This is a genomic window from Mesorhizobium sp. M0208, assembly GCF_040322015.1.
Lineage (GTDB): Bacteria > Pseudomonadota > Alphaproteobacteria > Rhizobiales > Rhizobiaceae > Mesorhizobium.
In genome coordinates, this window is sequence record NZ_JAMYSP010000018.1 from 50,791 (window position 1) to 70,116 (window position 19,326).

Here is a 19,326-nt window from a genome sequence, read left to right on the forward strand (position 1 = left end):
AGAAAAGGAAGTCATTCATGAAAGCTCTTGTCCTGGAACGGCAGAGGGAATTGTCCCTGCGCGAGATCGATCTGCCTGAGCACGTCGCCGCTGGCCAACTGAAGATCAAGATTCATACGGTGGGAATCTGCGGCAGCGATGTGCATTACTACACGCATGGCCGCATCGGCCCCTTCGTCGTCGAAAAGCCGATGGTGCTCGGCCATGAGGCCTCTGGAACCGTCATCGAGGTGGGATCGGGAGTCGTCGGCTTCTCGATCGGCGATCGCGTCTGCATGGAACCGGGCGTTCCTGACCTAGCGTCCCGCGCTTCGCGCCTCGGCCTCTACAATGTCGATCCGGCAGTGACCTTCTGGGCAACGCCGCCGATCCATGGCTGCCTTGCTCCCTACGTCATCCACCCGGCTGCCTTCACGTTCAAGCTGCCGGACAATGTCTCTTTCGCGGAGGGCGCCATGGTCGAGCCTTTCGCGGTCGGGCTGCAAGCCGCGAACAAGGCTCACATCCGGCCAGGCGACGTCGCGCTCGTCATCGGCGCCGGGCCGATCGGCATCATGATCGCAATTGCTGCCCTTGCGGGTGGCTGCAGCCGCGTCGTGGTCGCGGACCTCATCGCCGAAAAACTGAGCGTGGCGGCGCAATATCCTGGCGTCTCTACCGTGAATATACGGGAGTCCGACCTTGCCACGTCGGCCAAGGCCGCTACCGGAGGATGGGGTTTCGACGTGGTGTTCGAAGCAAGCGGCAGCCCAAAAGCCTACGACGGTATCTTCGACCTCGTGAGGCCGGGTGGCTGCCTGGTTCTCGTTGGCATGCCCGTCGATCCTGTAGCGTTCAATGTCGTTGGAGCGGCCGCAAAGGAGTGTCGAATTGAGACGGTTTTTCGATACGCCAATGTCTATGATCGCGCCATCGAGATGATCGCGTCTGGAAAGGCGGATCTTAGACCGCTGATCAGTCAGACCTTTCCGTTTGAGCAAAGCATCACGGCATTCGAGCGGGCAGCCGAGGGACGCAAGAGCGACGTGAAGCTGCAGATCCAACTCGCCACCTAGAACAGCAGGCTGCGCCTGCTTTTTCGCCGCCAGCCGCCCGCGCTCGTCGAGGGTGGGGAGAAGAACTGTGTCCAGTCACCACGCGATCGCAACGACGCACGGGAGGAGCCAATGTCTCATCTGATCAGGCTTGCCGGGATATCCAAATCCTTCGCCGGAAGGCCGGTGCTGCAGGACGTCGACTTCGACGTGCGTGAGGGCGAGGTGCATGCTCTGCTTGGCGAGAATGGCGCGGGCAAATCGACCCTGATCAAGATCATGGGCGGCGCGCATGCGCCGGACTCGGGCATCATCATGCTCGAGGACAAGCCATGCCAGTTCGCCTCGCCGCGCGAGGCCCAGCGAGCTGGCATCTCGACGGTCCATCAGGAGCTCTCCTTCTTTGCCGAGCTCACGGTGGCCGAGAACATATTCCTCGGCCATGCACCGCGCACCCGCGTTGGCTCGATCGACTGGACGGACATGCGCCGCCGCTCGCGCGCGCTGCTGCATGAACTGGACAGCGGCGATCTCGACATCGATGCGCCGATGAAGAGGCTCTCGATCGCCGACCGCCAGCGCGTGGAGATCGCCAAGGCGATGTCACGCAATGCGAGGCTGCTTATCATGGACGAGCCGACCGCCGCCCTTGGAGACGGCGACGCGAGGCGTCTCATTGACGTCGTCAAGGGACTGCAGGCGCGCGGCGTGGCGATCGTCTACGTCAGCCATCGTCTGCCCGAGATATTCGCGCTCGCAGACCGCGTCACGGTGCTTCGGGACGGTCGGCATATTGCGACCGCAGCGACCAAGGCGCTCAGCGAGAGCCGCCTGGTATCCATGATGGTGGGCCGCGACCTCGCTACGCTTTTTCACAGGTCAGCAAAGTTTCCGGGCGAGACGGTGCTCGAGTTGAAGAGCTTGTGTCGCGGCAACCGGGTTCGCGACGTGACCCTGGCGCTCAGGGCAGGGCAGATCACCGGGCTTGCTGGCCTCGTGGGGTCCGGCAGGACCGAGCTTGCGCTTACCGTCTTCGGCATTGCGCCCGCCCAATCTGGCAGGATCGCGGTGCTGGGAAAGGAGGTTCGCATAGGCAGTCCGCGTCAGGCGCGCGACCTTGGCATCTCCTACGTGCCGGAGGACCGTGGCCAGCAAGGGCTGGTGCGGCGCATGTCGGTCGCGAAGAGCGTAAGCATGGCCGTGCTTGACCGCCTTGGCGGCCGCAGCCCGCTGCTGCCTTTCGCCAAGGAGAAAACGCTGGCGGCACGCGCGATCGAACGGTTCAAGGTGCGCGCCAGCGGACTGACCCAGATCGTCAACGGTCTTTCCGGCGGCAATCAGCAGAAGGTGGTCCTCGCCAAATGGCTGGAGACGGACCCCAAGATACTCATCATCGATGAGCCGACGCGTGGCATCGATGTTGGCGCAAAGGCCGAGATACATGCCCTGATGGACAAGCTCGCCCATCAGGGCATGGCGATCCTGATGATTTCGAGCGATCTCCCGGAAGTGCTGGGCGTGAGCGACCGCATCCTGGTCATGTCCTGCGGCCGGATCGTTGCAGACCTCGGTGCGGAGGAGGCCAGCGCGGAGGCGGTTGGCACCGCCATGACGGCGATGCCGGTTGGGGTGGCCGCGTGAGAACGTCATCACGATCGCCTTGGTCCGCCATGGCCGGCATGCGCCACGGGCAGGAGATTGTCGTCGCGCTTGCGACGGTCGCCATTTTCGCCGCCGCGTCCTTAGTCAATCCAAGGTTCCTGCTCGAAAGCAATCTCAACACGATCTTCTCGGGCAACGCTTACGTCGCCGTTGCCGCGATCGGCATGTCGCTCGTAATCATCTCCGGAAACATCGACGTGTCGGTAGGGGCCGTGATCGGCGTCCTGGCGACTATTGCCGGAACGCTCGCGGTTCGCGGCTACCCTGTCTGGATCTGCTGGACCGCGCCAATTGTCGCGGGGATGCTCACGACCACCTGCATGGGCGCCTTGGTCGCCTACGCGCGCATCCCCTCGATTGTTGTCACGCTCGGCATGCTGTCGATACTGCGAGGCGCCCTGATTACCGTCACGGATGGCGTGTGGATCACGGATTTGCCGCAGGAGTTTCTCCTGGCGCGCATGCAGTTCCTAGGTCTGCCAGCTCCGGTGGTCCTGATGGTCGGCCTGACGATTCTAACAGCGCTCATCATGCGCCACTCCGCGCTTGGCAGGGCCATCTATGCGGTCGGCGGGAACGCCGAGGCGGCGCGATCCGCAGGCATTCGCGTGCCACGTACGCTGTTGGCCGTATTCGCGCTGCATGGCTTCTTCGCCGGCGTCGCGGCCCTTCTCTTCGCCACCCAGCTACAGGTAATCCAGTCGAGCGTGCCGAGCGGGCTGGAACAGACGATAATCACCGCCTCCGTGATCGGGGGCGTATCAATTCTCGGCGGCAGCGGCACGGTGATCGGCTCGACACTCGCCGCAATGCTTTTCGCCGCGATCGGCTCCTCGCTGATCTTCGTGAACGTCTCAGCCTACTGGCTCAAGGCGATCGTTGGGCTCCTGATCCTTGCGACGGTTCTGGCTGACATCGCCCGCCGCGGGAGCCTCGAATGAGAAGCGGGGCCACTTCATGAGAATCTCAGCTTTCGCGAAATACGAGCTTGGCCTGCTGCTGCTGGCCTGCCTGTCGCTGGTGGTGTTGGCGGCGCTTTCCGACCGCTTCTTTACGATCGACAACCTCCTCAACCAGGCCCGGTTGATGGCCGAGATCGGCCTCGTTTCGCTTGCCATGACCCTGGTGATCGTCAGCGGCGGCATCGACCTTTCGGTCGGCTCCATTCTTGGCCTCAGCGCGATGCTGCTCGGGATTCTCTGGCGCGACGCCGGTCTGCCGCTGCCAGTCTCGATTGCCTGCGCGCTCGCGGCAGGCACGCTGGCGGGGCTGGCGAACGGAATCATCATCACCCGCTTTTCGGTGCCGCCGCTGATCGCAACGCTGGCGACGCTGGCGCTCTACCGGGGCCTGGCGGAGGGCATAAGCCAGGCTCGCTCGGTGCGCGGCTTTCCCGAGTGGTTCATGACGCTCGGACAGGGTCAACTCGCGGGCGTTCCTTCACAGGTCTGGATACTCGGGCTTGTCTCAATCCTGACCTCTGTCACGTTGGGCCTAACCAAGGCCGGGCGGGCAATCTATGCAATCGGCTCAAACGAGGTGGCCGCCCGCTTCTCGGGCCTTGCAGTCGATCGTGTTAAGGTCGCCATCTACGGCTTGTCCGGCTTCACCGCCGCTCTGGCCGCGGTGATATTCGTGTCGCGCGTGACGACGACCCGATCGGATATGGGGACGGGCATCGAGCTCGACGCTATCACGGCCGTGGTTCTGGGCGGCACCAGCATTTTTGGCGGTCGCGGCACGGTGATGGGGACCATTCTTGGCCTCGTGCTCATACAGGCGCTGAAGAGCGGCCTGTCGCTTGCAGGCGTGCGCGGAGACGGCACGGTTGTTGCAATCGGTGCCGTCCTGATCGCCACCGTTTTCCTGAGCAATCTGTTTCTTCGCCATGGCGAGGGTTGAGTTCGGCGTGTCGCCGAAGCGGACAAAGACCTTGTCCGGAAGGCACAACAATGGAGGAGTTGAAATGCTGAAACGTGCTTTTGCGACCACCGTGTCGCTTCTGATCATGGCTGGCGCAGCATCTGCCGGCGCCTGGGTCGGGGCGGACGATCTGCCGACCAACCCGCTGCCCTGCGACGGCTCGCCTGGCAACGTCGTGGCCAAGCCCTATGACGGCGCAGCTGTTTCCAATGCCCCGGAGCGCAAAGGCAAGACCATCAGGGTCGTCGACATTCCGAAGCTGATCGGAATCGACTATTTCGCCGCCACGACCAAGGGAATGCAGGAAGCCGCGGCGGAGCTCGGCAATGTCGAGATCAAGACCGACGGCCCGACGCAGGCCAATATCGACCAACAGATCAGCTTCCTCGACAACTACATCACAAGCGGCGTCGACGGCATCCTGTTTGCCGCGCTCGACTCGGTTGCCATAGCGCCCGTGCTCAAGAAGGCTTTGGCCGCCGGCCTAAACGTGGTCGGCTATGACGCGAACTCGACTCCCGATTCCAGGCAATGGTTCGTCAACCAGGCCGAGTTCAACGGCGTGGCCAAGGCGCTGATCGACAGCCTCGCAGCCGAAGCAGGTGAGGATGCCGGCTTCGGCATCATCACCTCGACACTCACCGCTCCCAACCACTCGCGCTATATCGCGGAGATGGAGGCCTATGCCGCCAAATGCCACCCCAACATGAAGTGGCTTGAGACAGTCGAGGCCCAGGAAGACAACGTCCTGTCTTTCAACCAAGCGTCGACCCTGCTCAACAAATACGGCGATGAGGTGAAAGGCCTGTTCGCCGTGACCGCGATCGCAACCCCCGCGGCGGCGGAAGCGGTAAGCCAGGCCAATCGCTGCGGCAAGGTGGCGGTGGTCGGACTGACAACCCCGAACGGGATGAAGCCCTACGTCAAGAGCGGCTGCGTGAAGTCCGTCGTTCTGTGGAATCCGGTCGATCTTGGCTACGCGGCGACATTTGTCATGCGGGCGGTCGCTGACGGTACGCTGGCGCCTGGCGCAACGTCGGTGTCGGCCGGGCGCCTTGGCGAACTCAAAGTGGTGAATGGCAGCGAGGTGCTACTCGGCTCGCCTTTCATTTTCACCAAGGACAACATCAACGACTTCAACTTTTGAGCGGCCGCGTCCGGCTCCATTGCGGGGGCCGGACGCGTTTGGCACGCGTCGCGCAAGGGCTTGCGCGAGCAGCATCTGGACCATGAGCGTGGAGCATCGGCAAGGTGTCTAAACAACTTCAATCCCTGAGCGGCGGAACTCTTTCGCGGCTGCCTCGCGAACTGGCTGTTCCCGGCTATGCACGAGCTCGTGTGAGAGCAGGCATCGTTCATATCGGCGTGGGGAACTTCCACCGCGCCCACGAGGCCCTTGTGCTTGATCGCTGCCTACATCTGCCGGGACACGAAGATTGGGGGATCGTCGGCGTAGGGCTTGGCAAGGGCGCCGACGCCGCGCGGAAGGCGAAGGACCTTGAAGAGCAGTCCTGCCTCTACACAGTGACCGAGTGCGCACCCGACGGTGCCCGATCCTCGCGCGTTATCGGCTCGATCATCCGATATCTGCATGCGCCAGCCAATCCGGAGGCGGTGCTGGAGGCGCTGTCAGACTCCGGCATCCGGATTGTGAGCCTCACGATCACCGAGGGCGGCTACAATATTTGCGAGGCGACCGGCGAATTCGATCTGACCCATCCGGACATTGTTCACGATCTAGGTCGGCATGACGCGCCGAGGACCGCCTTTGGACACATCGTGGAAGCGCTGGCCCGGCGCCGGGCCAGCGGAGCAGGGCCGTTCACCATCATGACCTGCGACAATCTCCGCCACAACGGCGACGTCGCGAAGCTCGCCGTCTTATCTTTTGCGCGCGCGAAGGATCCGGGCCTTGGCGACTGGATTGAAAACCATGTCACCTTTCCGAACAGCATGGTCGATCGCATTGTCCCCGCCATTACGCCCGAGGACCGATCGACCCTGAATGCATCGATGGGCATTGACGACCGGCTTCCCGTGCGGGCCGAGACCTTTCTCCAATGGGTCATGGAGGACCGTTTCTGCTCGGGTCGCCCGGATCTCGCGGCAGCGGGCGTCGAATTGCGTGACGACGTTCGCGACTTCGAGGTGATCAAGGGTCGAATGCTGAATGGATCGCATGTTCTGCTGTGCTTTCCTGCCCTGCTGCTCGGTTACCGGGAAGTACACCACGCACTGTCGAATCACTCATTGGCGAAGCTCCTCGATCGCTTCATGGAACGCGACGTCATGCCTCTGCTCGTGGCGCCGTCCGGCGTAAGCCTGCACGACTACAAATCGATGGTGCTTGACCGCTTTGCCAACCCCGCCATTCGAGACCAGCTGTTGCGTATCTGCGCAAACGGCGCTGTCAAGCTTCCCACATTCCTGTTCAAGACGCTCGCCAAATGCCTCGACCAGGGCAGGGACATTGATCGCTTCGCCTTTGTCCTGGCCTGCTTTCGCCGCTACCTTCGCGGCCGCGACGAGGCCGGAACGGTCTACGCCGTCGACGAGCCACATATCAGTCCTGCCGAGCAGGTCGTCGCCGGCAGTGGTGACCCGCTCGACACGCTTCGGATCGACGCCTTCGCCAGTCTCGACCTGGCGGGCAACCGTGGCTTTGTACGCCGCTATCTGAAGTTCACCGACATGATTGCCGCAGAGGGTGTCTCCATCGCGCTGGAGGCGGCATCAGCGGACTAGCCGGAACACCCCGTTTGTCATCAATCAATTGTCAGGACCATGCGAATGACGGAAAAAGAAGCGCGTCTCCTTCGGATCGGAGTGCTCGGTTGCGGACCGATCGCCCAGGCTGCACATTTCGAGAGCTGCACAAAGGCGCGCAATGCCGACCTTTATGCGATCTGCGACGTAGCCCCTGATCTCGTCGAGCGGATGGCGTGGACACACAAGCCGCAGCGTACCTTCTGCGACTACGACGCCATGCTCGCCGATCCCGATCTTGATGCGGTCATCATCGCTACCTCCGACGCATTTCATGTGCAAGCCGCGCAACGGGCACTCGAAGCCGGCAAGCATGTGCTGTGCGAAAAACCGCTGGGGATTTCGGTGGAGGAGGTCGAGGCACTCCGCTGCGTGGTCCAGCGTGCAAACAGAATCTTCCAGGTCGGCCATATGAAGCGTTTCGACGCCGGCCTGCAGGTGGCTAAGTCCTTCATCGACACCGAAATGGGCGAGCTTCTCGCGCTCAAGGCCTGGTACTGCGACTCGACCCACCGCTATGCGACGACCGATGCAGTGCAGCCGCTCCTGGTGAAGAGCGCTCTCGCCAGAAAACCGACAGAAAATCCCAAGGCCGATCTGAGGCGCTACTTCATGCTTGCGCATGGCAGTCATCTGGTCGACACCGCGCGATTTTTCGCCGGGGATATCGTTGAGGTGGAAGCACGTCTCAACGAACGATTTGGTGCCCATTGCTGGTTCGTCGATGTGGCCTTTGCCAGCGGTGTCATTGGCCATCTCGATTTGACCGTGGCCGTGCGCATGGACTGGCACGAAGGTTTCCAAATCTATGGCGAGCACGGAAGCATTGTCGGCAAGACCTACAACCCCTGGTACTTCAAGACCAGCGATGTCGAGATTTTCCGTGAAAGCGACGCGACCAGCTATCGTCCTCTGGGCGCCGACGGTCATTTCTATCGCCGCCAGGTCGAGGCATTTTCCGACGTCGTACTCCATGGCGAGCAGATGGCTGGGGCGAGCATCGACGACGGTGTCGCATCCGTCAGGGCAATGGCCGCGATAGCAAGATCTGTCGCAACAGGGCGACCGGTGGGCCTCGCCGATGTTTCAGGGCCAGTGTGATGCAGATTGGAATTTTTGCGAAAACATTTCCGGGCGGCGATCCGCTCTCGGTGCTCGCCCAGGCGAGCGACGCGGGTTATGCCTGTGTTCAATTCAATATGGCATGCGCCGGCCTTCCTTCGCTGCCCCGCCAGATCGACGACGCAACAATCGACAGGATCGTGAGCGCAAGCTCCCGGACCGGCGTCAAGATCGCAGCATTATCCGGCACCTACAACATGATCCATCCCGACGCCTCGGTGCGCCAGGATGGCCTGCAGCGTCTCGGCGCGATAATCGCCGCCGCGCCTCGCATGGGCACGCGCCTGGTGACGTTGTGCACCGGAACCCGGGATCCCGATGACCAATGGCGTCATCATCCTGAAAATGCGGATTCGTCTGCCTGGCGCGACCTCATCCTTTCGATGAAGGAGGCCCTTGCCCTTGCCGAGGCGCATGGGGTGGATCTCGCGATCGAGCCTGAGCTGGCGAATGTCGTCTCGACGCCAGAGCGCGCTCGCCAACTGATCGATGCCCTTGCCTCGCCCAGGCTTGTTGTCGTCCTCGATCCTGCAAACCTGTTTGAACGCGCCAGCCGACAAGGCCTCAGGTCTATCATCGCCTCGGCGGTTGATATGCTCGGAGACCGGATCGCCATGGCCCACGCCAAGGATCGCGGCCCGGATGGATCGTTCGCAACCGTGGGCAAGGGCGTTGTCGATTTTCGTGACTTCATCGCCCGGCTGAAGCACGTCGGATTTGATGGCCCGCTTGTGACGCACGGCCTCGCAACTGCCGAGGCCGCCGAAGTGTCCATGTACCTCTCTGGCATCCTCCAGGCTGGCGAGGGGGCGGAGTCATGAGCCGGCACCTGATCGTACGAGACAATGCCGTGTTGAGCGGCGTGGACGAAGGGTCCGGGCCGGCCGTCATTTTCCAGCATGGCCTTGGCGCCAGCGACCTGCAGGTAGCGGAGGTTTTTCCACTCCTTCCCGGCTATCGGCGGCTGACGCTCGAGTGCCGCGGGCATGGGCGCTCGGAGCCGGGACCCTCCGATGGTTTTGCCATTGCCGTGTTCGCTCAGGATGTCCTGGCGTTCGCCGATTCCCGCGGCATCGAGCAGTTCGCCGTCGGCGGCATTTCTATGGGAGCGGCAATTGCGCTGCGCATCGCCGTGGTCGCGCCGCGCCGCGTTCGCGCGCTGGTTCTGGCCCGTCCTGCATGGCTCTGGGATCCTGCTCCGCCAAATCTGCGCTTCTATGTCGAGGCTGCCCAGATGCTGCAAGACCTGGGTCGCGAGGCAGGGCGGCGCGCCTTCGAGCGTTCGCCTTCGGCGAGATTTCTGGTTGACGGCTCTCCCGACAATGTCGCGTCACTGCTGAGCTTCTTCGCGCCCCACCGTCCCAGCTGGACAGCTTCTCTTCTCGCATCTGTGGCGCTCGATGGTCCAGGCTTGAGCAAGGCTCAGGTCGCGGGCATCAATGCGCCGACCCTTGTGGTGGGACATCAGAGAGATATCGCGCACCCCTTGTCGCATGCGCGCGAACTCGCTGGCCTGATCAGACGTTCTGAACTGCTGGAGGTGACACCGAAGTCTGACGACCGGGCTTCCCACATCCGGGAAGTCAGCGCCGGGGTCGTGAGCTTCCTGAGCCGCCATCTGAGATCAGTACCAGAAGGAGCCCTGCAATGATCACGGATCGTCGCGCTGGAAGCGCAACGCGTATTGGACGGCTGCCGGCGGGCCGCCTGCTTGCGGAATTCTCGCTCTGGTCGGCCGATCTCCTTCGGCTAGGCGAGGCTTTGAACGCGACGCGGGATCACGCGGACCTCTATCATCTGGACGTCGCTGACGGACATTTCGCACCTTCCTTGCTCTTCTTCCCCGACCTTGTGGCGCGGATCAGGCAGGCAACCGACGTCGCGCTGCATGTCCATCTCATGGCGACGAACGAGATCCTGCTTGATCAGGTCTCGCAGTTTGCTGAAGCTGGAGCCGACCTGATCAGCATCCATGCTGAAAACGGCGAGGCCATAGAGCCAGCGCTGGACATGCTGGCCAAACGAGATGTCGCTGCCGGTCTTGTCCTCAAGATCGACACGCCGGTCGAGGCGGTAGCTCCATTTCTTGACCGCCTGGCGATGGTCACGCTGCTTGGTACTGCGATCGGCGTCAAAGGGCAGGCGCTTGATCCAAGGGCCTGCTCAAGGATCGCGGATGCGAAGCGACTGGTCGCCGCGAATGGTGCCAGACGCATTATCCTTGCCGCGGATGGCGGCATTCGATCCAGCACGGTTCCCGAGTTGCGATGGGCGGGTGCCGAGACGGTCGTGATGGGGTCGCTGGCTTTCGAGGCGGACGATCTGGCCGCGCGTATGGCATGGCTGAAGTCTCTCTCCGAGGGAGAGGGTCGATGAGCAGCAAACTCACAGTGGGCATCGATCTTGGGGGAACCCAGGTAAGGGCTGCACTCGTAGACAATGGAAGAATTCTTGCACGGGAGTCCAAGCCTACCAACGCCAACGATGGGCCGGAAGGCGTTCTGAAGCAATTCTGGATGCTGATGGATGAGGTTTGCTCAGGTCATCGCAAGGCCGCTATCGCGGGAATTGGCATATGCGCGCCAGGTCCGCTCGATAGTACCACCGGGGAGATCATCGAGATCCCGACGTTGCCGCGCTGGGAAGGATTTCGACTGCGTGACGCCGTACGGGACAAATTCGATCTACCCGTCGTGGTCGAGAACGACGGCATAGCGGCGGCTTACGGAGAGTGGCGATTCGGCTCCGGCCGAGGCCACGATCACATGGTTTACGCAACTGTCAGTACAGGCCTTGGCGGCGGCGTCGTCGTCGATGGACGCCTCATGCACGGGAGGCGCGGCATGGGTGGCCATGTCGGGCATTTCCGGATGGCCGAGGACGGACCGCGCTGTTCGTGCGGCGCAATCGGATGCTTCGAGGCTTTCGCATCTGGCACCGCGTTGGGAAACAGGGCCCAGGCCAAAGCGCAAGAGCATCCATTGGGTTATCTTGGGCGTGTTACAGGGGATGTTCGCGCTCGACACGTTGTCGAAGGCGCGCGCTCAGGTGACGAGGTGTGTCGGGCGCTGATCGATGAAGAGGCCGAATACCTCGGAATAGGATTTACGGGGCTGATTCACCTATTCAGTCCGGATCTTGTCGTCATGGGAGGCGGCGTCTCGCAGGGTTTTGAACTCATGAGCGAGAGGATCCGAGCAGTCATCAACAGGAATGCGATGGGTCCCTTCAAATCTGTTCCGGTTGTACTGGCGGGCCTTGGAGACAGCAGCGGCCTGCTCGGGATCGCTGCGTTGGCGCAATTCGAATGATCATCGACGCCCCTGCTGGCCGAAACGTCGGAGTATTGAGTAGGCGCGGTTGGAACAACGGAAAGCACTTGGCTTTAAGACTCCGGCTATCTAGCGAGTGGAATCGTTGATGACGCTTCTCAACCTCGCTTTCAGAGACTTCGTTGACGCCCTCGAAACCGCCCATGATGAGGTTGGCTTCAAAGCTGCGGCTGATCGTTTTGCTGGACGGCTGGGCTACCGATGGTTTGCTTATCTCGGGTTTTCGGAACCAGCATTGAAGGTGCTTTCTTCATATCCAAGTTCGTGGGCACAGCAATACGTTGAGCAACGTTATGAGGATATTGACCCTGTCGTCGGGCTGGCTCGAACATCTCAACGGCCGTTCCAATGGGATCGCCGAACCATGCGACTGCCATCAGCATCTCAACAGCGCTTTTTCGCTGAGGCTGCCAGATTCGGGATTCATAGTGGTGCGACCGTTCCAATACGCGGAGGCTTCGGCCGCTTTGCCGCGTTCACACTTGCCGGCGGCAGGGACGCACGTGTCGAGGTTCGTCCCGTAGAGATGATCGATACCCTGCAGCTTGCAGCGCTCTACTACCATGCGCACGTCTATGCGAAGCTACAATTGGGTCTAACCCGTATTGACGACGCGCCACTTACTCAACGAGAGCGGCAATGCCTTTACTGGGCAGCACGCGGCAAGAAGATGCCAGAAACAGCGAAAATTCTCGGAATCACCACACGCACGGTGGTCTTCCATATCGAGAACGCGCGGTCGAAGCTGAGCGCGTCCACGGTGGCGCAGGCCGTAGCCGAGGCCGCGCACCGCGGCCTCATCTTGTCCTGACAAAGCGCTCGACTCTGCTTCCCATCAGGCCGCCGCAGGCGTTGTGACGCCCCAATCTGCTCGATCTGACCGACATCTCCTATCGATGCAGCATCCACTACAACTGTAGTAGTGGCCACCGTTCGCCAATTTTACGCTAGAGCCTCGTTCGCGCTACCGCCCTGTAAAACCCCACAGCTACGCCGCTTGGCTCGCCGTGCTCTTTGTTTCTTGCAAACAAAGGAGCCTGCTGCCATGCGCGCAATTGTAGTTACTCATTCGGACTACTCTGAATTTCCCGATCTGATCGCGGGCATGCACCGCTTGCGCTATCGCGTTTTTCGGGATCGTCTCAACTGGGATGTTTCTGTTTCGGGCGATATGGAGATCGACGCCTACGACGCGCTCAAGCCGACATATATCATTGCTGTCGACGACAGCGGCTCCGTGGTCGGCTGTGCGAGGCTGCTGCCTACAACAGGACCAACGATGCTTGCGAATACCTTTCCAGCGCTACTTGGATCGAATCCCTCCCCACGAAGCGACAAAAGTTTCGAAAGCTCGCGCTTCTGTGTAGATACCAACTCTGCTGACAGCGTGAGCGCATCCGGCCTTCGCGACGTGACATTCAGCCTACTTGCGGGGATTCTCGAATGGGGGCTTGCGAACGGCCAAGAGACTGTGGTCACGGTAACGGACGTTCGATTTGAGCGCATTTTGCGACGGGCTGGATGGCCGTTGGAGCGCTTTGCTCCGCCCATGCAGATTGACGACACAAAGGCGCTGGCCGGACACCTGCCGATCACTGAATCCGCGCTGACGAGTGTACGTGAGATTGGGCAGATCCAAGGGCCTGTGCTGGCGACCCGCTCTGCCCAACTGGCGGCATAAGCGCGGCTGCTGCTCGTCAACAATGGCCATCGAACTGCGCCATCTTCGCTACGCTGTCGCCGCCGCGCACTATGGCAGCTTCCGTCGCGCGGCGGAGGCGCTTGGCGTCAAGCAGTCGTCGCTCAGCCGCCGTATTCGCCAGATGGAGGATCGCCTGGGAGTCGCGGTGTTCGAGCGATCGAGCGGCGGCGTGCGGCTGACAGCCGCCGGCACCGAAATCCTGCGCACCTCGCGGCATCTGGTGGATGGGCTGGACTACATGGTGGCGTCGGCCAAGGCCGCAGGGCGAGGGGAGGCTGGGCGGCTGGCGATCGGCTTCTACACTTCGCTGTCGGCGGGGAATTTGCGCGCGAGCTTGATGGAACATGCGCGACGATTTCCCCAAGTGGAAATCCGTACGGTCGAGGGTGGGCGGGCCAGCCTTTTTGTGGGCCTGGAGCATGGCAGGCTCGACATTGCCATCGTCACCGGCGAGCCGTCTTTGCGCGATGGGGGAGCAATGGCCTTGTGGAGCGAACGTATCATGGTCGCGCTCCCGGAGAGCCATCCATTGGCAGCGAACGATATTGTCTATTGGACCGACCTCAGAGGCGAGACCCTCCTGCTGAGCCAGCGCGATCCTGGACCGGAACTCCAGGATATCTTGCAGGCGAAACTCGCTTCGCCCGGTGTCCAGCCTCAAGTTGTCAGCAAGGACGTCAGCCGCGAGAGTATAAAGAGCCTGGTGGGCGCGGGCTTTGGGGTCAGCCTGATATGCGAGGCTGGCATCGGCGCCAGCTACGCCGGCGTCGTCTACCGCGATGTGCAGGACGGCAACGGCCCGAGCCGGATCAGCTACGCCGCCTACTGGCAGAGTGACAACGACAACCCGGCACTGGTGCAGTTCCTCAGGCTGTTGGAAGAGCGCTATCCGTCGCTGCCGACTAGGGTAGCCGAATCCGCCGCGCCTTCGCGAACGCCCGATCCGTCGCCATGAAGCGCTCGATCATTGGCGCGATTAGCCTGGCCGGTTCGCCAACGGGCTGGCCAGTCTCCCGGCCGAGAACCTCGGCATAGGCGATGAGGTCGCGATGCAGGGCGGCCGGCAGTTCGATCGAGATCTTGACCGGCTTGTCGTCGGCGATGGCCCCAAGTTTCAGCTTCGCCATGGATCACCCTCCGTAGGGCTCAAGGACAAGGTCACGGGTGACGATGACGCGGACAGGGAAGCCTGGCCGGATGGTGAGCGTCGGCTGGACCGAGAGCTGCCGGCGTACGATCTGCTGGCCGGCGTCGTTGATCGTGTCCTGAGCTCCGTCGCGGATAGCACGGAGCAGCCGCTGATCGTCGGCGATCGCCAGCTCGGCGCCGACGCCGAGCAGCGTCGACAGGCCCGCAGCCTTGGCTAGGTCCCACCAGTGATAGTCTACGCCATCCTCGAGGCCGGCATAGCCCTCGGCGTCGGCGCCGGGTTGCCGTTCCAGCACGATGGACCTGCCGTTCGGCATGATGACGCGGTTCCAGACCAGCAGCACGCGACGCTGACCGAAGCCGACGCCGTTGTCGTACTGACCGATCAGCCGTGCGCCCTGCGGAATGATCAGGATGCGTCCCGTCGGGCTGTCATAGACGTTTTCGGTCACCTGCGCGGTGATCTGGCCGGGCAAATCGGAGCGGATGCCGGTGATGAGGGCGGCCGAGATGATCGAGCCTGCCTGCAAGATGTAGGGCGAAGCCGGCGCTGCGACGCGATCGGGGCTGACCGTGCGGCGGTCGGCGGCGGCGTTGAGGAAAGCGGCCTGTCGTTCCTGCGCGGTGGGAGTCGAAGGCTGTGGCACGAACCCCAGGCCAGCGAGTGTCGGCGACTCCATCGCCCACGTTTCGCCCGGCGCGGGCGCCAGCGTGGCCGGTGCGGACCGCGTTTCGGTGCTGGCGAACAGACGGCTGGTGCGCGCGGCTTCGATTTCCTGGAGCCGGCGCTGTTCCTCGGCGCTGACGCCTTGGACGGGCTGACCACGGTTCTGGGCGTTGAGTATCGGACGCCCGAGATCGCCTGGAAGCGGCGGCCCCAATTGTGGAACGTCGGGCTTTGCCACGCCGGAATAGTCGCGCGGCAGCCCGGCGAGACCGTCGGCCGTGGTGCGGTTGTCGGTTGAGAAGAGTTCCTCGTTACCGGGGCCGCCGTGACGTGTCTGCAGCGCGTAAATCAGCGCCCCGCCGATGCCGAGACTGGCGACCAGGCCGAGGCCGGCCAGCACTCGCCGGGACAGCCGGGTGACGCGCGGCGTCTCCCCACGCAGGCGCATGGGTGCAGGGCCGGGCGCCCCGCGCCCGGTCGCTGGCCGCACTTCCTCTTCCCGGTCCTCGCTCACGACGCTTGCCCTCCGCTGTCGCTCCGGGCGTTCGTCACTTGCGAAGCTCCACTGGAGCTTCGCATCCATGAGAATGGACCGCTCCTCACCCCGTCGGTACGGACGATCCGGACGCGCAGCTGCTTACGGCCGCTGCCGAAGCGCAGCTCGGCGGCAGCGAACATCCGGTCGACGATCATGTGATTGCCTCGGACGCGGTAGTTCACGAGTTCGGAAGTATCGCCCTCGGGGCCGACGATGAACAAAGGCGGCATTTCGCCCTGGCCGATGCCGCGCGGAAACTCGATGAATACCTGCTTTCCGTCGTCAAAGGCGCGCAGCGGCCGCCACGGTGCGCGGTCACCCTCGATCGAATAGCGGAAGTTGATTGAGGCGAGGTCGACGCCGGTGGCGACGGGTTGGGCGGCCACGGCTCGCGCGTTCTGCCGACGCAGCGCGATAAGCTGGTCCTGCGGGTACTGCCAGGAGACCGATGCCATGTAGGTTTTCTCGGTCGAACGCAGCTCCATGTGATAGGTGCGGCGGTCGGTGTTGATGACAAGGTTCGTCGTCAGGTCCGCACGGGCCGGCTTGACGAGGATGTGGATCTGGCGCGTTGCGCCGGAGCCGCTTTCGGTATCGCCGATGACCCAGCGCACCGTGTCGCCGGCGGCAACGGGGCCGGAGCCAACAAGTTGCTCGCCGGGCTGGAGGGCGACGTCGGTGATTTGTCCAACTGCGGCATAGACCTGATAGAGCGCGCCCTCTGTGAACGGGTAGACCTGCATCGCGTTGATGAAGCCGTCACGAGCTGGCTGCATGCGCGCGGCGGCGTTGGCCTGGTTGACCCGGGCGGTGGGCTCCGCGGGCTCGGGAGCCTGGCGGGTTTCTTTGATTGGTTTCAACTGGCCCGGCAAAGGCAGAGGTCGGGGAAGTTCAACGACCTGGACCGGTGCCGGCGGAGCGGGCGCGAACACAGCGGGCTGCGGATCGTCGTAGGAAATCTGCGGCGGCTTTTTGGTGGCGCAGCCGCCAAGCGCTGATGCTGAGAGCAGCACAAGTGGAAACACGGATTTACGGAAGTGAGGAAATCCGGCTTTCCGGGGATCCGGTCGAACGGCTCTATGGGAATAAAGAATCATTGGCCCAACTCCTTCGACCAGTTGATGGCGTTGATGAAGACGCCGAGGGGATTCTTGCGCAGCCGCTCAGCGTCGCGTGGCGGTTGGATGACGACGGTGACGATGGCTGTCCAGCGCTCGGTGGATGCCAGCGAACCGTCCTGATAGCGGCGCTCCATCCAGGCGACGCGGAAGCTATCCGGGGAGGCGCGGATGACGCTCGACACTTCCACGGCGATCTGCTGCTTGCCGACCTTGGAAAAAGGATCGTTGGCGCGGGCGTAGTCGTTGAGAGCGAGCGCGCCGCGATCGGTCGTGAAGTCGTAGGCCGTGAGCCAGTTCTGGCGAACGATAATCGCATCGGCTGGAATCGAGCGGACCTGTTCGATGAAGCGGGCCAGGTGCCAGGCAATCTGTGGATCGGTCGGGCGATAGTCGGCGACGGCCGGCTCGACCGCCTGTGCCTGGCCGAGCCGATCAACCTGCACCACCCAGGGAACGATCATCCCGCGCCCCGATTGCCAGACCAGCGCCGCCGCGAAGCCGCCGGCGAGCAGCAATGAGCCAAAAGCCATCAAGCGCCAGTTCTTCGCCTGGACGCGCGCCGAGCCGATCCGCTCATCCCAGACCTGGGCGGCCTTTTGGTAAGGTGTCTCGGGTTGGGGTGTCTTGCCGTAGTGGGTGGACGGTCGTTTGAACATTAGCGGTCCCCTTCTGAGAGATTGATGGATGTGCCGCCGCCATGGGCGTCGCCCGATCGGACGGCGTGGCTAATGGTCGAGACCCCATGGCTGACCGTCTGAGAGCGCTTCATGCGCCTGGCCCAGGCGGGTGGCGTCGAGGAACCGGCGGAATAGGAAGGATCGCCCTCGGCCTCGGCCGCGCCAGCGATCGAGCCTTCGGTCGACGTGCCGCCAGTGGCCGCGAAGGCGGATTTCGCGCCGCTGGAGAAGCTCTGTTTCATGGCCTCAGCAGTGCGGGACGCTGTGCGCCTGAGTGGCGATGTGGCAGCGCTGGCGCCGGCACGCGCGACGCCGCTCAGGCCGGAGGCAACGCCGGCCGCGCCACTCTGGCCGGCAGACGCGAGGCTGTAGGAGGTCGCTGTACCGCCGGCGAACGCGGCGCTACCGCGCGCCGCAGCTGAGGCACCCCCTGCGACAGCGCCGACGCCGGCCGCGCCCGCGCCAAGGGCGGCACCGCCCGCCATCACAACGCCGCCAGCAGCGAGACCCGTGCCGACAGCGGCACCGGCGCCGAGTTGGGGCCCACCTGAGACGAGGCCGTTGGCAATGCCGGGCCCAAAAATGCCAAGGCCGAGCAGCGAGAGCGCAGCAAGCACGATCGCCATAGCGTCGTCGATGGTGGGCGCAGCACCTCCGAAGCCAGCGGTGAATTCGGAAAACAGTGTCGAGCCGATGCCGATGATGACGGCGAGCACCAGCACCTTGATACCGGAGGAAATGACATTGCCGAGAACGCGCTCGGCCATGAAGGCGGACTTGCCGAAGAGGCCGAAGGGGATCAGGACGAAGCCGGCAAGCGTGGTCAGCTTGAACTCGATGAGGGTGACGAAGAGCTGGACCGCCAGAATGAAGAAGGCGAACAGCACCAAGGCCCAGGCCAGAAACATGCAGGCGATCTGGATGAAATTCTCGAAGAACGACCAATAGCCCATCAAGCCGGAGATGGAGTCGAGCAGCGGGCGTCCAGCGTCCAGCCCTGTCTGGGCTACTTTGCCGGGCCGCAGAAGCTCGGCAGTCGTGAAACCCGTGCCGGAGGCCTTGAGGCCGAGGCCGGCGAAGCTCTCGAAGACGATGCGGGCGAGATTGTTCCAGTTGCCGATGATGTAGGCGAACACCCCGATGAAGAGCGTCTTCTTGACCAGGCGCGCAATGATGTCGTCATCGGCCCCCCACGACCAGAACAGCGCCGCCAGTGTCACGTCGATCACGATCAGCGTGGTGGCGATGAAGGCGACCTCGCCACCGAGCAGGCCAAAGCCGGAATCGATGTAGCGGGTGAAGACCTCGAGAAAATGATCGATGACGCCGGTGCCGCCCATGGTGCTATTGGGCCTCCGGCCGATTGATCGCCGGCGGCGCCGGCGCGAGGAAGCGATGGCGGCTCTCGGCCCACGCGCGCAGGCATGCTGAATCGCGCGCGCCTGCCTCGCCAAGTGCCTGACACCGGATCAACTCGCCGCGCAGCGGATCGGCGTTGGCAACCTCCGTTCGGCCTGCCGATGAGGCCGATGGCCGATCCCCTTTCCGGGTTACCTCGATCGCCGTAGCCGTGATTGCTAGTGCGACAAAGACAACGGCGCCGAGCCGTGCGAGCATCTTTCCGTCCATGACG

The 19,326-nt window shown here is 63.0% G+C and carries 20 protein-coding genes; 14 read left to right on the plus strand and 6 right to left on the minus strand.

The annotated features are described in order from the left end of the window. Positions 1–17 precede the first annotated feature (17 nt). From NKJ17_RS18925 to NKJ17_RS18990, 14 genes are all read left to right on the plus strand, one after another. Entirely contained in the window at positions 18–1,055 is a 1,038-nt protein-coding gene (locus tag NKJ17_RS18925; RefSeq protein WP_352689670.1) for an NAD(P)-dependent alcohol dehydrogenase, read from the plus strand. Between the two features lie 111 nt (positions 1,056–1,166). After that, the gene (locus tag NKJ17_RS18930) at positions 1,167–2,675 is read left to right on the plus strand and encodes a sugar ABC transporter ATP-binding protein (RefSeq protein ID WP_352689671.1); all 1,509 of its coding nucleotides are present in this window, start codon (positions 1,167–1,169) and stop codon (positions 2,673–2,675) included. Between the two features lie 29 nt (positions 2,676–2,704). Continuing rightward, complete coding sequence (locus NKJ17_RS18935) at positions 2,705–3,637, plus strand: ABC transporter permease (RefSeq protein WP_352689672.1); 933 nt, start codon at positions 2,705–2,707, stop codon at positions 3,635–3,637. 16 nt (positions 3,638–3,653) lie between these two features. Further along, positions 3,654–4,598 (plus strand): ABC transporter permease, encoded by a 945-nt coding sequence (locus NKJ17_RS18940; protein ID WP_352689673.1) that lies wholly within the window; start codon positions 3,654–3,656, stop codon positions 4,596–4,598. Positions 4,599–4,662: 64 nt separating this feature from the next. After that, positions 4,663–5,766 carry a substrate-binding domain-containing protein gene (locus tag NKJ17_RS18945; RefSeq protein ID WP_352689674.1) on the plus strand — a complete coding sequence of 368 codons (1,104 nt, stop codon included), beginning with the start codon at positions 4,663–4,665 and terminating at the stop codon, positions 5,764–5,766. Positions 5,767–5,957: 191 nt separating this feature from the next. Then, on the plus strand, positions 5,958–7,364 hold the full coding sequence (locus NKJ17_RS18950) for a mannitol dehydrogenase family protein (RefSeq protein ID WP_352689675.1): 1,407 nt from the start codon (positions 5,958–5,960) through the stop codon (positions 7,362–7,364). A gap of 45 nt (positions 7,365–7,409) precedes the next feature. After that, positions 7,410–8,486, plus strand: coding sequence for a Gfo/Idh/MocA family protein (locus NKJ17_RS18955; RefSeq protein ID WP_352689676.1), 1,077 nt, complete (start codon positions 7,410–7,412; stop codon positions 8,484–8,486). Continuing rightward, positions 8,486–9,328 (plus strand): sugar phosphate isomerase/epimerase family protein, encoded by an 843-nt coding sequence (locus tag NKJ17_RS18960; RefSeq protein ID WP_352689733.1) that lies wholly within the window; start codon positions 8,486–8,488, stop codon positions 9,326–9,328. Before NKJ17_RS18955 ends, NKJ17_RS18960 begins: the two co-directional genes overlap by 1 nt. Next, entirely contained in the window at positions 9,325–10,158 is an 834-nt protein-coding gene (locus NKJ17_RS18965; protein ID WP_352689677.1) for an alpha/beta fold hydrolase, read from the plus strand. The genes NKJ17_RS18960 and NKJ17_RS18965 overlap by 4 nt, the downstream gene beginning before the upstream one ends. Further along, positions 10,155–10,883 (plus strand): ribulose-phosphate 3-epimerase, encoded by a 729-nt coding sequence (locus NKJ17_RS18970; RefSeq protein ID WP_352689678.1) that lies wholly within the window; start codon positions 10,155–10,157, stop codon positions 10,881–10,883. Before NKJ17_RS18965 ends, NKJ17_RS18970 begins: the two co-directional genes overlap by 4 nt. Beyond that, positions 10,880–11,818: an ROK family protein gene (locus NKJ17_RS18975; protein ID WP_352689679.1), complete on the plus strand. Its 939-nt coding sequence runs from the start codon at positions 10,880–10,882 to the stop codon at positions 11,816–11,818. Before NKJ17_RS18970 ends, NKJ17_RS18975 begins: the two co-directional genes overlap by 4 nt. A gap of 109 nt (positions 11,819–11,927) precedes the next feature. Further along, entirely contained in the window at positions 11,928–12,650 is a 723-nt protein-coding gene (locus tag NKJ17_RS18980) for a LuxR family transcriptional regulator (RefSeq protein ID WP_352689680.1), read from the plus strand. A 234-nt stretch (positions 12,651–12,884) separates the two neighbouring features. Then, positions 12,885–13,520, plus strand: a complete 636-nt coding sequence (locus tag NKJ17_RS18985) for an acyl-homoserine-lactone synthase (RefSeq protein ID WP_352689681.1) — start codon at positions 12,885–12,887, stop codon at positions 13,518–13,520. Positions 13,521–13,542: 22 nt separating this feature from the next. Continuing rightward, entirely contained in the window at positions 13,543–14,496 is a 954-nt protein-coding gene (locus tag NKJ17_RS18990; RefSeq protein WP_352689682.1) for a LysR family transcriptional regulator, read from the plus strand. Here NKJ17_RS18990 and NKJ17_RS18995 read toward each other — a convergent pair. The 6 genes from NKJ17_RS18995 to trbK-alt are packed head-to-tail and all read right to left on the minus strand — an operon-like array spanning position 14,444 to position 19,322. Next, positions 14,444–14,668 (minus strand): DUF2274 domain-containing protein, encoded by a 225-nt coding sequence (locus NKJ17_RS18995; protein ID WP_352689683.1) that lies wholly within the window; start codon positions 14,666–14,668, stop codon positions 14,444–14,446. The genes NKJ17_RS18990 and NKJ17_RS18995 overlap by 53 nt on opposite strands. A gap of 3 nt (positions 14,669–14,671) precedes the next feature. Beyond that, on the minus strand, positions 14,672–15,871 hold the full coding sequence (locus NKJ17_RS19000) for a TraB/TrbI/VirB10 family type IV secretion system protein (protein WP_352689684.1): 1,200 nt from the start codon (positions 15,869–15,871) through the stop codon (positions 14,672–14,674). Beyond that, positions 15,868–16,992: a P-type conjugative transfer protein TrbG gene (gene trbG / locus NKJ17_RS19005; protein ID WP_352689685.1), complete on the minus strand. Its 1,125-nt coding sequence runs from the start codon at positions 16,990–16,992 to the stop codon at positions 15,868–15,870. The genes NKJ17_RS19000 and trbG overlap by 4 nt, the downstream gene beginning before the upstream one ends. Beyond that, positions 16,989–17,672, minus strand: a complete 684-nt coding sequence (gene trbF / locus NKJ17_RS19010) for a conjugal transfer protein TrbF (RefSeq protein WP_352689686.1) — start codon at positions 17,670–17,672, stop codon at positions 16,989–16,991. Before trbF ends, trbG begins: the two co-directional genes overlap by 4 nt. Continuing rightward, positions 17,672–19,033 carry a P-type conjugative transfer protein TrbL gene (gene trbL / locus NKJ17_RS19015; protein WP_352689687.1) on the minus strand — a complete coding sequence of 454 codons (1,362 nt, stop codon included), beginning with the start codon at positions 19,031–19,033 and terminating at the stop codon, positions 17,672–17,674. The genes trbF and trbL overlap by 1 nt, the downstream gene beginning before the upstream one ends. Before the next feature lie 4 nt (positions 19,034–19,037). Then, on the minus strand, positions 19,038–19,322 hold the full coding sequence (gene trbK-alt / locus NKJ17_RS19020) for a putative entry exclusion protein TrbK-alt (RefSeq protein WP_352689688.1): 285 nt from the start codon (positions 19,320–19,322) through the stop codon (positions 19,038–19,040). Between the last annotated feature and the right edge of the window lie 4 nt (positions 19,323–19,326).